Origin of the sequence: Halobellus marinus (assembly GCF_032113415.1) — an archaeon.
In the GTDB taxonomy this organism is placed as follows: Archaea; Halobacteriota; Halobacteria; order Halobacteriales; family Haloferacaceae; genus Haloquadratum; species Haloquadratum marinus.
Map to the genome: position 1 here is coordinate 2907080 of NZ_CP134946.1, position 13171 is coordinate 2920250.

Genomic DNA, 13171 nt, shown 5'->3' on the forward strand with positions numbered 1-13171 from the left:
TGGAGACGTCGACCAGTCTCAGAACCGCTCGCGATCCGGAATCCCGTCGCGCCCGAGGAGGATCTCCTGGGCCTCGACGTCTTCGAATGCCGCGACCAGGCCCCCGATTTCGAGGACGCCGTCGTCGGTCTCGAGGTTGAGCGAGGCGACCTCCTCGCTGTCCTCGAACCGGGTAGTCTGCACCTCGCCCTCGACGACCACCGGATCGCCCGTTTCGACGTCGCGGCCCGTCACCGACGCGTAGAACGGCCCCTCGAGTTCGCGAACGTCCTTCACGGCGCGTCGGATCGAGGCGTACCGCCGGGGGAACGGCCGGCGCTTGCCGTCGGCGGCGAGCGTCTCCGCCGTCGTCCACAGGACTGTGCCAAAGAAGCCCGAGACCAGAAACCCGAGCGCCGAACGGTTGAAGATGACGCCGTAGCGGTCGCGGTCGTCGCGGAGCGCGTCCTGGGTCGCGTAAATCGAGTAGTTGCCGTCGGCGACCGCGAGGACCGGGGTGGTGATACCGCGGCGGGCACGCGCGACAGTCGCGACTTCGAGGTAGTCGAACTCCTCTGGGTCGGGCGCGTGCGACTGTGGAGTCACCAGTAGATCCACACTGACGCCTGCGTCGACTTTCGCCGCGAGGTCGTCGCGGAACCGACGCAGCAGATCGGGGGTCAAAGAGAGCACTAGTTCGTACTCGGCGCTCTCGATGATCTCCTCGACGTACCGCAGGATCGTCGACCGCGATTTGACGAGCGAGACTGCTTCGGTGTCCCGCGCAGGGGCGGTGTACCTCGCTTCGAGTTCCGAGATGAGGTCCTCCAGCGACTGTTTGACGTTGCCGAAGGCGTCCTCCGGATCGACGGCGACGATCTTCATCGGCCGCGACTCCCGGAGTTCGACCAGGCCCCGGTCCGAGAGGCTTCGAACCGTGTCGTACACCCGGGGCTGGGGGATCTCGGTCCGATCCGCGATTTCCGAAGCCGTCAGTTCCCCGTGTTCGAGTACGGCCAGGTAGGCTTCGATTTCGTACTCGCCGAGATCGAACCGCTCTCCAACCCCCTCGAGCGTCGCGTGGAGTTCGTCCGTCATAGACGCTTCTGCTCGGCCTGCATACTTACTATTTACTATATTTTGAGTAGCACGAGATTACGAAACGCCGGAATTTCGGCCCCGATCGATGCCGGCCTGTGGTGGATCAGCCGCTCCTTTCTGCTTTCGCAACCCCTCTCTTATCTGTGATCGCCCGTCGTGAGCGACCCTTTTTATTCGGGGCTCTCGTGGTCGGTGGTATGTGGTCGCAGCCGGCACTCCCCGGACGGGCAGCGGCGGTATGGGGCCAGGGAGATGCTTGGACAGAGGCAATTTGGAGGAGGGTCGTAGAGCTTGCTGTCTTGCAAGTCGAGACGCCGGAGCCGGCTCCCGCGAGTCCGCTCCCGGAGTGGGTGTTCTTCCCGGGTTGGCGGTGGATCCTCGCCGCCGTAATTATCGCCGTCGGTGTACTCGTATCACGGTACGTCGTCCAGCTTCTGGGCCGGTCGGTCGCCCGGCAGTTCCCCAGAGAGAGCGTCGCACAGACGGTTCTCAGACTAATTCGGCTGGCGGTCGTGTTCCTCTCGACCACCGTCGCCGCGGGCGTGCTCGGCTTTCAGATCGGTGATATCGTTCTCTCGGTGACGGTGTTCTCTGCGGTCCTCGGTATCGTGCTCGCACCGATCGTCGGGAGTACGATCAACGGCCTGTTCATCCTGGCAGATCAGCCCTACGAGATCGGCGATATGATCGAACTGGACAACGGCCACCGCGGCTTCGTCGACGATATCACGATTCGCTACACGAAGCTTTTCACCCTCGACAACACCTTTCTCGTCATCCCGAACTCAGAGATCAGACAGCATCTGGTGACGAACTTCTCCGCTGAGGACGAACGGGTTCGGCTGAAGCTCGACGTGGTCGTCACCTACGAATCCGATATCGACCGAGCGATGCAGCTGATGCGACGTGCGGCCGCCGACATCGAGGCGGTCATCACCGGCGGACCCGACATCCGGATCGGGAGCGCGCGCTATCCGGCCCAACCGACCGTCTTGCGGGACTCGTTCGGCGACGACGGTGTGGAACTCAGGCTTCGCTACTGGGCGAAGCAACCGTACAAGATCCCCACGGTCCAGTCCCACGTCCGGGACCGAATCGCGGACGCGTTCCACGACTCCGATGCGGAGATCGAGTTCGCGTACCCCCACCGCCACCTCGTGTTCGACGAGACCAGCGGCACGCTGGAGGCAACTGTCGGTGACCGGTCACAGTCGCGGCCGGTCGGGTCAAATGCGGATCACGAGGACTCTTCCTCGGAAGTGTTCGAAGCCGAGTGAACCGAAGTCGGCGGCGGATTGCCGGGTCGTTCCCTGTCCGCCGGCAGGTTTCTGTGCCGTTCCCGACTCGTCTGTGGATCGACTCTGAGAAAGGTTCCGAGCCGAAATCAGCCGTTCACTCGTCGGCACGGACCGAGATCACGGTAGAGTCGAGTTCCTGCCGCAGGAAGGATTCGATGTCCGGATCGTCGAGTACGCGCCGGATCATCTGTCGCCACCGACCCGCCTGCTTGGCGCCGATGACGACGATGTCGGCCTCGTCGGCGGCCACCTCTTCGAGGATCGTCTCCTCGACGAGGAAGCCGCGTCGGACCACGTACCGGGTCCGTTCGAGAGGTCCGAACTCGGACTCGACGGCCTGTTTCAGGTCGGCCCGCGAGACGTCCTTCCCTGACTGGTAGAGATCCACGTGGAGGACCGTCAACTCCGCCGACCGCTCCTCGGCGATCCGGATGGCCTCCGAGAGCGTGGTCTTCGAGTGGGTCGATAGCGGGTACCGGACAGGGACAACGACGCGCGTCACGTCCAGAGGGAGGATGCGACGGCCCCTGAACGTTTCCATACAGACCCACTTTTGCGCTGCGGGCCGGCGGAGCCGCCCCTCGGCAAAAGCTGGACCAAAAACACTGCCTCTCCCCCTCAGCGCGGCTACGCCGCGCTTCGAGGGTTCGTTGGCCCGCTCGCTCACTGCGTTCGCTCGCGGTGAGCAGTAAGGTGTACGAACCCGTTTCGGAGTCACGCAATGTAGGGTCACAGTCAACAGGACGCGAGAACGGCTATCCCTATCAGTCCTCAGCGTCACCACTCCCGGAAATCCGGCGGATTCGCCCCTCGATCTCGGGGTCTATCCCGCACTCGCGTGCGTACGCAGCCAGCACCTCGAACTGGATATCGCCCTCGCCGGCACGATGGCGCTCTGTGAGCGTGAGGAACTCGTGGTCGGTGTGGAGGAGGAACGCCGATGTCGCGAGCGTGTAGGTGCGGTCCGGATCGACCGGCTCGCCCCCGACTCTCGCCGACCGGAGTTCGTTCGCGTCGTCGTCCCAGACGACCGTCGCACCGGAGAGGTGGCTATGCCACCAGCTCGGTTCCCCGAAGTCGACGACGGCGGCCGAAGACTCCCGAAACACGGCGAGCAGTTCCGCGCCGGTCAGTTCCGCGCGGACGACTGGCTCCTCGAACGGAATGACGCTCACGAGATCCGCGACGGTCACCTCCCCGGCGAGCGGTGGGCCCTCGCGGATCCCTCCGCTGTTCTGCAGGCCGACATCGGTCGCCATCGCCCACCGATAGGCGTCGGCGACGAAGTTGCCGATTCGCGACTCGCCGCCGTACACTGTCGACCCGCGCCGGTCCAGCGGCCGGTCGACCACAGCCACCACCTCGTCGAGGCCCGCCGCCTCGATCCGACCCTGAAGCGCGTTCACGACGTCGTCTGCGATCGGGGCGTCGGCGGTTTCGTGCCGCGTCACGTCGACTGCACCGTCCGCATCGAACATCACCTCGTAGATCACGTGTCCGTTCGCGCCCGGGCGGAGCAGCCGCGTCCCCGCGACCACCTCGTCGCGTTCGACGTGGACGTGGCCGCCGAGGATCACGTCGACGTCGACGCGGCGTGCGAGTTCGTCGTCGCCGCTGCCGAGATGCGAGAGCGCGACGATCCGATCGACGCCAGCCGCGGTCAGTTCGTCGCCGGCCCGCTCTGCAGCCTCGTATGGGTCGGTGAACTGCAGATCGCCGGCCATCGGATTCAACGACGGCGTCGCGGGATCGGTGACGCCGAAGAAGCCGATGCGGACGTCGTCGACGGTCTCGACAGTGTGGGGAACCACGTCGTCGGCAGCGAATCGGTTGCCGTCGCTCGTGTGGACGTTCGCCGACACCCACTGCTGCGGCGCGGCGGCGACGAGCGAGCGTGTCGCTTCGGGTCCGTAGTCGAAATCGTGGTTGCCGAAGGTTTCGAGGTCGGCGTCGACGGCGGCGAACAGATCGAGCGCCTGTCGTCCGCGCTCGATCAGCGCGAGCACCCCTGGTGCGGTGTTGTCGCCAGTGCCGCAGACGAGCGTGTCGTCGCCGTTTCGAGTTCGGAGCGCGCCCGCCAGCCGGGCTGCGCGGACCGGGTCGTCGTAGACGTTCTCGACGTCCGAGTAGTGGAGCAGACGCGCCATTCACGCGCCCTGGTCGGGCAATAAAAAAGAAGCCGTCGGTCGCAGGGCGACCTGCGTGGGTGCCGGTTCGTCGGTTGTCGATTACTCGCCGTCGCGCAGCTGGAAGGCGACGGTGACTTCGGCCTGATACTCCCGGCCGTCGACCGACGCGACCTCGACGCCGAGTTCGTCGACCTCGATCCAGTGGACGTTATCGAGTGTTGCCTCGGCTCGGTCGATCGCATCGTCGACTGCGTCGTCAAAGCTCTCTCCGCTCCGGCCGATCAGGGTGACTTTCTTGAATACCATCGTCGCTCGAATCTACTGCACGGAACACGATAAATCTCGGGGGCGACGCCGACCTCGCGCACGCGGCGTGAGTTGCGACTGCGACCTCGCGCACGCGGCGTGAGTGGTGACGCCGACCCCACGCGGCGTGAGTGGTGACGTCGACCCCACGCGGCGTCAGATGTCACTCATACTGATTACTCTGGTCCCGCCGAGTGCCGTCAGCGGGGGTGACGCTCGGCGGGAAAAATGAGAGCAACCAGTGTCAGGGTGAGGCAGGTCGTCGAACGCGGGAACAGCGGCCCGAATCAGCTCGCCTCGGGCCGATGGACGTCGTAGTCGCCGTCGTCGCCGACGCCGATCACCGCCCACTCGTAGCCGGGATCGACGCTCGCGAGTCGGTGCTGTACGTCCCCTGTGGCTTCCTTCGGTGCGACAAAGCAACGGAATCGATACTCGCCCGACGGCTCGCCACCGTCGGCGAGCAGACGGCGTCCATTGAGGTCGTCGCCATCGGAAACGGCCGTGACGCGAACCGTGCGCCACTTTCGCTCGGCGACGAAGTCCGGTCCGTCGCCCGAAACACTGTAGCCCAGCCGACGGAAGATCGCCCGGGCGTCCTCCGAGGGAGGCATGCTGACAGGGGGCATGTACTTGCTGCTACGATACCGGGTAGCATAAATCTTGGCACCGGCTACCACACTCTGAGAACAGCAGGTGACGAGGCCGGATCGATCCAGGACCTCCCGCGAGTCGACTCCAAAGTAGCGGCGAGTCAGTCCAGCTTTAGGCGACGAATCCGTCCAAGTTTAGGCGACGAGTGGGTGCAGAGTCCAGCGATGGGCCCCGGCCTCACTCGTGGGCCGCGTCCCACTCGTCAGGTTTTCGCACGTTACCGCAGACGTTGCACTCGATGCGGCCCATCGTGTCCATCGCAGTGTCGGTCGACTCGCAGTTTCCACAGAAAAAGCCCCAGCGGTCGAGACGGTCCGGTGTGGCGTACACGACGAAAAACGGCGCCTGCGCACCGACTTCGGCGTCGGATCGGTCGACGTACAACGTCTCCCCGTCGGGGCTCTGGACGGCATCGAGTTCTGTTGCCATACGGCCACTTCGGGACAGGGCGATATAGTCTCGGGGGAAAACACGCCGCGGTCGGCGCGGACGGGTCAGGTCCGGAACGACTCGCCGCACCCGCACTCGCTGACGACGTTCGGGTTCTCGACGTGGAAGCCCGCACCCTGGAGGCCGCCCTCGTACTGCAGCGTCGAGCCGCCGACGTAGTTCTGACTCGCCGGATCGACGAACACTCTGAGTCCGTGCTGTTCGACAATCGCATCGTCCGGTTCGGGTTCGTGATCGAACCGCATTCCGTAGGAGAGCCCCGCGCAACCGCCCTGCTGGACGAACAGCCGAAGTCCGGCCTCGTCGGTGTCGAGTCCCTCCGACTCGATGAGCCGAAGCGCCTCCGCTGCGGCCTCCTGTGTGACGGTCACTGTCCCCTCGCCGCCGTCACCGCCGGCTGTTTCTGTGCTCATATGCGAACCAGTAGCAGACGGATGGAGTTAATGGTGACGCTACTCAACTGTCCGGGGAGTAACCGATATCGGTTATTACAGGGCGTTGTCTCGACGACCGGAGATATATCCAACTCCCCGCCGAACTGACCCGTATGTACGAAACGATTCTCGCCCCGACCGACGGGAGCGACCAGGCCGACGCCGCGATCGATTATGCCGCCAAACTCGCTGCGGCGCACGATGCGACGTTGCACCTCCTCTACGTCGCCGACACCAACCGCGACAGCGTGACCATGCTGGGTACCGAGGTCGTCGACGCGCTCGAACACGAGGGCGAACGGATCATCGAGAAGGCCGCCGATCGTGTCGCCCCGCACGTCGACATCGTCGAGGCCGTCGAAACGGGCGATCCCGTCGACACGATCCTCAACTACGCCGACGTGGTGGACGCGGACCTGATCGTGATGGGAACCCAGGGACGCCGGGGCGTCGACCGCTATCTGCTCGGGAGTACCACCGAACGAGTGGTCAGGCTCTCCGATATCCCGGTACTGACGCTTCAGGGGGACGAATCGTAACAGTACTCACTCCGCTGTTCCCGGGAGGAGCGGCTCCGCGGAATCGCCGGTATCGACGGGTCTGACCCCCCGGCCGACCACGACACCGGGAAGGTCGCTCTCGGCGGCCACGAGGACCTCCTCGAACCCCGCAGCCCGGAACGCAGCGGTTAGTTTATCGGCTGTCGTGGTTTCGACGGCCCGTCGTTCCGTCGTAACCGCACGCTCACCGTCCCGACGGTCGGTGACTCGGTAATCGACGACGATGGCCGAGTCTGTCACGTCGACCGCACGCTCCAGGAGGTATCGGGACCCGCTGTACGTCTCGACCCCAGGTTCAGCGATGGCCGATGGATCGGTCGGGGCTGCGATCACGGCGATACCGCCCGGTCGCAAAACAGTGTACCCGGCCACACAGAGGTCGATCGCCGACGAACGGCCGGTCGCGTCCTCGACGGCGCAGACGGCGTCGAAGGTGGATCGGAGGGGTGGCTGCGACGGATCGCCGCGGACGACCGCCTCGCCGCGGGTGGCGGGAAACCGGAGCTGTGCGCCCCGGTCGTCGACACCGATCGCCTCGTATCGTTCGCCGAGTCGCTGTAGGACCGTGCCGACGCCGCACCCGAGTTCGAGGACGCGGTCGACGTCCGCGAGGAAGCGCGAAGTGACGAGGCGGGCGCGCCGCTTCCCCCACTCGCCCGAGCGCGTTCGAGCGTAGATGGGCGCGAGGGTCGTGGTCACCGAGTGGGTGCCTTCTGGATCCGCCAGCACGGCCGCACAGGCATCTGAAAACGTCGGCGGGCGGCGGTCGTCGGCCATCCCCTGTTACTCGTCGTCCCCGTCGAACCGGGCTCGGACGCTCTCGGCGTGTGCCTCCAGTCCCTCTGCACCCGCGAGCGTCGTGATCGTCTCCGACAGCGCGTCCAGCCCCTCGCGGTCGAGTCGCTGGACGGTCGTCGATCGGAGGAAGGTGTCGACCGAGAGCCCCCCGTAGCGCTTCGCCCCGCCGGAGGTCGGCAGGACGTGGTTCGTCCCCGAGGCGTAATCGCCGGCGGCGACCGGCGTGTATGGACCCAAAAAGACGCTGCCGGCGTTCGTGATCCGGTCGAGTAACGCCTCGTCGTCGTCGGCCAGGATCGACAGGTGCTCGGCGGCGTACTCCTCGGCGAACAGGACGGCCTCCGACATCGACCGGGCGCACAGGACCCCCGAGGCGTCGTTATCGAGCGCCGCACGGATCACGTCCGCCCGCTCGCGGTCGTCGATCTGCGCCTCGGCGGCGTCGACGACGGCCTCCGCGACGCGCTCGTCGTCGGTTACGGCCACGACCGACGCGTTCGGATCGTGTTCGGCCTGTGCGAGGAGGTCGGCCGCCACCAGGTCGGGATCGGCGGTGTCGTCAGCCAGGACCAGCACCTCGGAGGGACCCGCCAGGAAGTCGATATCGACGTCGCCTCGTACCTCGGCCTTCGCGGCGGTGACCCACTTGTTGCCCGGTCCGACGACCTTCCCGACGCTCGTGACGGTTTCGGTGCCGTACGCGAGCGCGCCGATCGCCTGCGCGCCGCCGACGCTGTAGATCCGATCGGCGCCGGCGACGTGAGCGGCCGCGAGCGTAACCGGATTGATTTCATCGGCCGGCGGCGTCGCGAGCGCGACGTGTTCGACGCCCGCGACCGTCGCCGGCACGACGCCCATCAGCACGCTCGACGGATACGCGGCCGTCCCGCCGGGGGCGTAGACGCCGACCGAGTCCAGCGGGCGGAAGCGACGGCCGAGTTCGCGGTGGCCGGTCGTCCCCTCGTCGCCGAACGAGTCCCGCCAGTCGTCGGGGACCTGCCGTTCGTGAAACGCTCGGACGTTCGCCGCGGCGGTTTCGATCGCCTCGCGCACGTCGTCGTCGATTGCCTCGTAGGCGCGTTCCGCGTCGTCGGTCACGTCCAGATTCCCGACCTCGACGTCGTCGAACTTCCGACAGAACTCGCGGACGGCGACGTCGCCCTCCTCGCGGACGCGGCCGACGATCTCTCGCACGTCGCCCCGGACCTCGTCGACCCCCGCGTCGCGGTCGAAAAAGGCCGCGCGCTCGGCGGGCGAGAGTTCCGAGACGGCCCGAACTCCCAGTGTCATACCCGCAGGTTCGCCGGCTTCGGGTAAGGACGTTCCGGATCCCTACGGCTGGGAGTCCCCGGATCAGGCGACCTTCCGCCGCTCGGAGAACGTGATCGTCTGATCGGCGGTCTCGACGGTGGTCTGGATGGTGATCCAGCCGCCCGCGTTCTGGATCGCCAGCCCGTCCGACAGCGACAGTTCGACGCGACGGGTCTCGGTGTGAGACTCGCCGGGTTCCAGCGTGCCGACGTCGGCGCTGCCGCGCCAGACCTCGTCGTCCTCGTTGGTCTCGTTGCCGGCGAACATCCGGGTGTAGACGGTGACGTCCTCAGCAGTCGTGTCCTGCTGGTTCGTCAGCGTCGAGGTGACGTCACGGCAGGTCTGGCCGCACTCCTCGATGTTGTCGATGGTAAACGCGAAGGGTGGCGTCGGCGTCCCCGCCGACGCCGCTGTCGTTGCCCCCTCCGCTCCCCCGTCGTCGCCGCTCGCAGGTGTCTGTGTCGCCGTCGCTGTCGGGAACGGTTCGGTATCGTCACTATTCCCGCCCGAAAGCAGGTCTCCCCCCACCACAACAGCCCCCGCTCCGAGAGCCACGATCAGAACGACAGCCACGATCAGTTTTGTGTTCATAGGTGTCGAATCTCGCTCGGGGCTCGGAGCCTGCGACGGATAAATGGGGTTCGCCGTCAACTGCAATTCGCCCCGTTTTGGCTCATTTTTCGCGGTGCACAGAGAATTCGGGGCGCTTGCATCACAGTGGAGTGGCGGGCGGCCACGCCACGAAGACCGGATCGGCAGCTACGGGTGCGTCCAGTAGGTCACCGACTCCTCGTCGTCGTGGGCGTCCACTCGCGCGAACCCGACCCGCTCGAACTGCACCACGTCGTCGACGTCGGTCGTCGCGAAATCGGGTTCGGCGACGCCGGTGACGTCGCCGTCCGGCGTTCGCATCCGCACGTCGATGCCGCTCTCCGCGGGCGCCCAGTGGACGACGTCCACGTCGCCCGAGCGCACTACCTCGATATCGTCGCCGGTCGCGACGAGGGAGTCGCCCTCCCGCCGGACACACGCGTAGCCTTTCAGCCAGACGCGCTCGCCTGCTGCCGGCACGTCCTCGGATTCGACGAGGACGCCCCTGTCGGCTGGTACCGTCCGCTTTCCGCGTTCCTCGTGATCGGGATGCAGCGGCGGGTGGCCCGCGTCGCGACCGCCGTCGACGGCGAACCGCTCGCCGTCGCGGACGAGGAAGTACCGCTCTGCCTCGTCGTCGACGAGTTCGCGGTTCGCGGCGTAGATCGAACTCACGGAGAGATCGACGTTCGAGGTGGAGGTCCCGAGCGCGGCCAGCGCCTCGACGACGGCCTCGCCCCGAATCCCGCGGCGCCGGAGGCTCTTCAGTGTCGGCGCGCGCGGGTCGTCCCAGCCGTCGAGTTCTCCCGCGTCGATCTTGGCTTTCAGCGTCGACGTCGAGATCTCCACGTCGTAGGCGTCGACCTGGACGTGGCCCCAGTGGATCACTTCCGGGTAGTCCCACTCGAAGTAGTCGTAGACGAACCGCTGGCGCTTCGCGGAGTCCTGGAGGTCGATGCCGCGGATGATGTGCGTGATCCCGGTGAGGTGATCGTCGACGCCCGATTGGAAGTCCAGCATCGGCCAACACCGGTACTCGGCGGCTTCGGGACGCGGGTGCGGCGTGTCGATCATCCGGAAGGCGACCCAATCGCGCAGCGCGGGGTTCTTGTGTTCGATGTCCGTCCGAACGCGCAGGACCATCTCTCCGGCCGCATAGTCGCCGTCGACCATCGCCTCGAACTCCTCGCGGGTGGTATCGGCGTCTTTGTCGCGGTGCGGGCACGGTTCGGCGTCGTTTTTCAGCGCCGAGAACTCCTCGCCGGAACACGAACACGTGTACGCGCCGCCGGCGTCGATCAGTTCCCGCGCGTGGTCGTAGTACGTCTCCAGCCGATCGGAGGCGATGATGACGTCGTCCGGTTCGAAGCCGAGGTAGTCGATGTCCTCGAGGATGGCGTCGTAGGCGTCGAGGTCCGGTCGCTTCGTCTCGGGGTCGGTGTCGTCGAACCGGACGATAAAGGAGCCGTCGTACCGATCTTTGTACCGACCGATCACTGCGGGCATCCGGGCGTGGCCGATGTGCCAGGGGCCGTTCGGGTTCGGGGCCGCGCGCATCCGCACCTCGTCGTAGTCGTCGACGTTCGGGAGGTCCGGCAGGTCGTGTTCCTCACCCTCGTCTTCGGCCTCGAGTTCTTCGAGTTCCTCGGGCGCCAGGTCCGCCAGTCGCTCGCGCTTCTCGGCCGTCGAGAGGTCGTTGACACGGGCGACGACCCCGCCGACGACGCCGGGGATCTCGTCCCCGTGCGGTCGGAAATCCGGATTCTCGCCCATCAGCGGGCCCATAATCGCGCCGACGTCGGCGTCGCTCTCGTATTTCACCGCGTTCAGGAGCGCGTGCTTTTCGGCCTCGCGCTCGATACGTTCGCGCAGATCGTCGTCCATTACGTGTCGGTGCGGTCTCCGCGGTAAAAAAGGGGTCCGGATTCGGGGTTCCGCGCGGCCCACTCCTGACAGCCGCGGGCCGAGCGCCCCGCCGCCCGGCAGCATATATCCGTCCGGCGTCCGTTCGTCGGACGATGACACTCGATCCTGCTCGCGTGACCACGATCACGTTCGACTCCTACAGCACGCTCGTCGACGTCGACGCCGCCGAATCGGCGCTTGAGGCCCGCGTCGAGGACCCCGCACCGGTCTCGAAGCTCTGGCGCGCGCGGTCGCTCGAGTACACGTTCGTCGCGAACCACATCGACGCCTACCAGCCGTTCTACGAGATGAACCGCGACGCCCTGCAGTACGCCCTCGACGCCCACGGGGCCGACATCTCTCGGGAAGCGCGCGACGAGATCCTGGCGGTCTATCACGAACTCGACGTGTTCGACGACGTCCGCGACGGCATCGAACGGCTGCGCGTCGGGGGGTACGACTGCTACGTCGTCTCGAACGGGAATCCGGAGATGCTCGCGTCGATGGTCGGACACGCCGATATCGGCGATCTGATCGAAGACACGATCAGCGCCGACGAGGTGGAGACGTTCAAGCCAGCCCCCGAGATCTACCGCCACGCTGCCGCGCGAACCGGCACGCCGATCGACGAGATCGCCCACGTGAGTGCCGGCTGGTTCGACGTGCAGGGCGCGAAACACGCCGGAATGCAGGGGGTTCGTGTCGATCGGAAGGGGTCGCCGTGGGACCCGTTCGATGGGGAACCGGATCTGACGATCGACTCGTTCCACGACCTCTGCGAGGCGCTCGGGGTCTGATACTGAGTGCACTCACCTTTCCCCGCGAGGCGCCATCCTCGTTGACGGCGCTCGGTGGAAGGCGACGAGAGTAATCAGTATGAAAGGCGGTGCGGATTCGGCGGGGTCGGCGTGGGGGTGCCAGATCGAGAGAGCGTCGCAGAACGATCCGCACGTCCACGTTGTGGTGGATCGAATCGTTCGGTCCAGACTTTTATTTCGATGAACGGCTCCGAACTCCTAGAAGGAAGCGAGATTCAACAGCGACGCTGGGTCTGTGAGGCACGCTTCGATGTCGGGTCGGTTGCCACTCCGGGAGATGGTAACTGATGCTCGCGCTCTCGAACCTCGGGAATCAACGGATCCAGCGGCGTTACGGGTCTGGACGCTGTTCCGCCTCGATACTCTGGCGAATTATATCGGTAACCTGCGGGTGTAGCGCTGAGAGCTGGACGGATTCGCTTTGCGGATTGTAGTCGATCAGTCCTGCCTCGTCGAGTCCAGGCAAGTGATTGTGGACCAGCGTGAGACGAAGTTCCGATCGGTCCGCTGACGTATGCGTCGTCCCGGTGGTCGTCGCTTGCCACTCGCTAAGGACAGTAGCGAGTTCGTCGACGCTGCTTTCTTCCTCCGCGAGCAAATGATAGAGGAGACGTCGACGGTTGGATGCCGCCAGCACCCGATAGAACTGGTCCTCAGCCAACCGTGGCGGAGGACGTTCTTCCCCTCGATCGTCTTGCTGACGATTTCCCTGTGAGTCATCCATAATGTTCAAATATGTAACATAATATAAAAATCTACTCGTGCGATGGTCGCTACCGAGGTAAGCACCGGAGGCCACAGACCGAGGAACGCGGGGAATCCCCCGTAGCGAGGGAC

15 protein-coding genes are annotated in these 13171 nt (G+C 65.7%); 3 read left to right on the top strand and 12 right to left on the bottom strand.

The window, feature by feature from the left end:
• Positions 1-18 precede the first annotated feature (18 nt).
• A complete protein-coding gene (gene trmB / locus RJT37_RS14370) occupies positions 19-1077 on the bottom strand; it encodes an HTH-type sugar sensing transcriptional regulator TrmB (protein WP_313685506.1) in 1059 nt (352 codons plus the stop codon).
• A gap of 302 nt (positions 1078-1379) precedes the next feature.
• Here trmB and RJT37_RS14375 point away from each other — a divergent pair, with 302 nt between their 5' ends.
• Positions 1380-2357 (top strand): mechanosensitive ion channel family protein, encoded by a 978-nt coding sequence (locus RJT37_RS14375; RefSeq protein WP_313685508.1) that lies wholly within the window; start codon positions 1380-1382, stop codon positions 2355-2357.
• Positions 2358-2472: 115 nt separating this feature from the next.
• On the opposite strand, the gene RJT37_RS14380 is transcribed toward RJT37_RS14375, so the two are convergent.
• The 6 genes from RJT37_RS14380 to RJT37_RS14405 all read right to left on the bottom strand — a co-directional run bounded on the left by RJT37_RS14380 (position 2473) and on the right by RJT37_RS14405 (position 6330).
• Positions 2473-2880, bottom strand: a complete 408-nt coding sequence (locus tag RJT37_RS14380; RefSeq protein WP_311171965.1) for a universal stress protein — start codon at positions 2878-2880, stop codon at positions 2473-2475.
• Between the two features lie 262 nt (positions 2881-3142).
• Positions 3143-4525 carry a bifunctional metallophosphatase/5'-nucleotidase gene (locus RJT37_RS14385; protein ID WP_313685510.1) on the bottom strand — a complete coding sequence of 461 codons (1383 nt, stop codon included), beginning with the start codon at positions 4523-4525 and terminating at the stop codon, positions 3143-3145.
• A gap of 81 nt (positions 4526-4606) precedes the next feature.
• Positions 4607-4813: a dodecin gene (locus RJT37_RS14390; protein ID WP_313685512.1), complete on the bottom strand. Its 207-nt coding sequence runs from the start codon at positions 4811-4813 to the stop codon at positions 4607-4609.
• Between the two features lie 287 nt (positions 4814-5100).
• Entirely contained in the window at positions 5101-5442 is a 342-nt protein-coding gene (locus tag RJT37_RS14395; protein WP_313685514.1) for a DUF7116 family protein, read from the bottom strand.
• 202 nt (positions 5443-5644) lie between these two features.
• A complete protein-coding gene (locus RJT37_RS14400) occupies positions 5645-5896 on the bottom strand; it encodes a DUF5816 domain-containing protein (protein WP_313685517.1) in 252 nt (83 codons plus the stop codon).
• A 65-nt stretch (positions 5897-5961) separates the two neighbouring features.
• Positions 5962-6330: a HesB/IscA family protein gene (locus RJT37_RS14405; RefSeq protein WP_311171595.1), complete on the bottom strand. Its 369-nt coding sequence runs from the start codon at positions 6328-6330 to the stop codon at positions 5962-5964.
• 134 nt (positions 6331-6464) lie between these two features.
• Here RJT37_RS14405 and RJT37_RS14410 point away from each other — a divergent pair, with 134 nt between their 5' ends.
• A complete protein-coding gene (locus RJT37_RS14410) occupies positions 6465-6890 on the top strand; it encodes a universal stress protein (RefSeq protein ID WP_313685518.1) in 426 nt (141 codons plus the stop codon).
• A 6-nt stretch (positions 6891-6896) separates the two neighbouring features.
• On the opposite strand, the gene RJT37_RS14415 is transcribed toward RJT37_RS14410, so the two are convergent.
• The 4 genes from RJT37_RS14415 to RJT37_RS14430 form a co-directional block, all read right to left on the bottom strand.
• Positions 6897-7688 (bottom strand): class I SAM-dependent methyltransferase, encoded by a 792-nt coding sequence (locus RJT37_RS14415; RefSeq protein WP_313685519.1) that lies wholly within the window; start codon positions 7686-7688, stop codon positions 6897-6899.
• Between the two features lie 6 nt (positions 7689-7694).
• On the bottom strand, positions 7695-8999 hold the full coding sequence (gene hisD, locus RJT37_RS14420) for a histidinol dehydrogenase (RefSeq protein ID WP_313685521.1): 1305 nt from the start codon (positions 8997-8999) through the stop codon (positions 7695-7697).
• 63 nt (positions 9000-9062) lie between these two features.
• On the bottom strand, positions 9063-9611 hold the full coding sequence (locus tag RJT37_RS14425; protein ID WP_313685523.1) for a hypothetical protein: 549 nt from the start codon (positions 9609-9611) through the stop codon (positions 9063-9065).
• 168 nt (positions 9612-9779) lie between these two features.
• Complete coding sequence (locus RJT37_RS14430) at positions 9780-11495, bottom strand: glutamate--tRNA ligase (protein ID WP_313685524.1); 1716 nt, start codon at positions 11493-11495, stop codon at positions 9780-9782.
• A gap of 134 nt (positions 11496-11629) precedes the next feature.
• Here RJT37_RS14430 and RJT37_RS14435 point away from each other — a divergent pair, with 134 nt between their 5' ends.
• Positions 11630-12313 carry a haloacid dehalogenase type II gene (locus RJT37_RS14435; protein WP_313685526.1) on the top strand — a complete coding sequence of 228 codons (684 nt, stop codon included), beginning with the start codon at positions 11630-11632 and terminating at the stop codon, positions 12311-12313.
• Between the two features lie 352 nt (positions 12314-12665).
• Here the strand turns inward: RJT37_RS14435 and RJT37_RS14440 are convergent, their stop codons facing one another.
• Positions 12666-13058 (bottom strand): DUF7344 domain-containing protein, encoded by a 393-nt coding sequence (locus tag RJT37_RS14440; RefSeq protein WP_313685528.1) that lies wholly within the window; start codon positions 13056-13058, stop codon positions 12666-12668.
• Positions 13059-13171 lie beyond the last annotated feature (113 nt).

What these genes read in the sequence shown, in the direction of transcription:
- trmB (WP_313685506.1), bottom strand. Translation starts at nt 1,077, where the DNA reads ATGACGGACGAACTCCACGCGACGCTCGAGGGGGTTGGAGAGCGGTTC.
- RJT37_RS14385 (WP_313685510.1), bottom strand. Translation starts at nt 4,525, where the DNA reads ATGGCGCGTCTGCTCCACTACTCGGACGTCGAGAACGTCTACGACGAC.
- RJT37_RS14390 (WP_313685512.1), bottom strand. Translation starts at nt 4,813, where the DNA reads ATGGTATTCAAGAAAGTCACCCTGATCGGCCGGAGCGGAGAGAGCTTT.
- RJT37_RS14395 (WP_313685514.1), bottom strand. Translation starts at nt 5,442, where the DNA reads ATGCCCCCTGTCAGCATGCCTCCCTCGGAGGACGCCCGGGCGATCTTC.
- RJT37_RS14400 (WP_313685517.1), bottom strand. Translation starts at nt 5,896, where the DNA reads ATGGCAACAGAACTCGATGCCGTCCAGAGCCCCGACGGGGAGACGTTG.
- RJT37_RS14405 (WP_311171595.1), bottom strand. Translation starts at nt 6,330, where the DNA reads ATGAGCACAGAAACAGCCGGCGGTGACGGCGGCGAGGGGACAGTGACC.
- RJT37_RS14410 (WP_313685518.1), top strand. Translation starts at nt 6,465, where the DNA reads ATGTACGAAACGATTCTCGCCCCGACCGACGGGAGCGACCAGGCCGAC.
- RJT37_RS14415 (WP_313685519.1), bottom strand. Translation starts at nt 7,688, where the DNA reads ATGGCCGACGACCGCCGCCCGCCGACGTTTTCAGATGCCTGTGCGGCC.
- hisD (WP_313685521.1), bottom strand. Translation starts at nt 8,999, where the DNA reads ATGACACTGGGAGTTCGGGCCGTCTCGGAACTCTCGCCCGCCGAGCGC.
- RJT37_RS14425 (WP_313685523.1), bottom strand. Translation starts at nt 9,611, where the DNA reads ATGAACACAAAACTGATCGTGGCTGTCGTTCTGATCGTGGCTCTCGGA.
- RJT37_RS14430 (WP_313685524.1), bottom strand. Translation starts at nt 11,495, where the DNA reads ATGGACGACGATCTGCGCGAACGTATCGAGCGCGAGGCCGAAAAGCAC.
- RJT37_RS14435 (WP_313685526.1), top strand. Translation starts at nt 11,630, where the DNA reads ATGACACTCGATCCTGCTCGCGTGACCACGATCACGTTCGACTCCTAC.
- RJT37_RS14440 (WP_313685528.1), bottom strand. Translation starts at nt 13,058, where the DNA reads ATGGATGACTCACAGGGAAATCGTCAGCAAGACGATCGAGGGGAAGAA.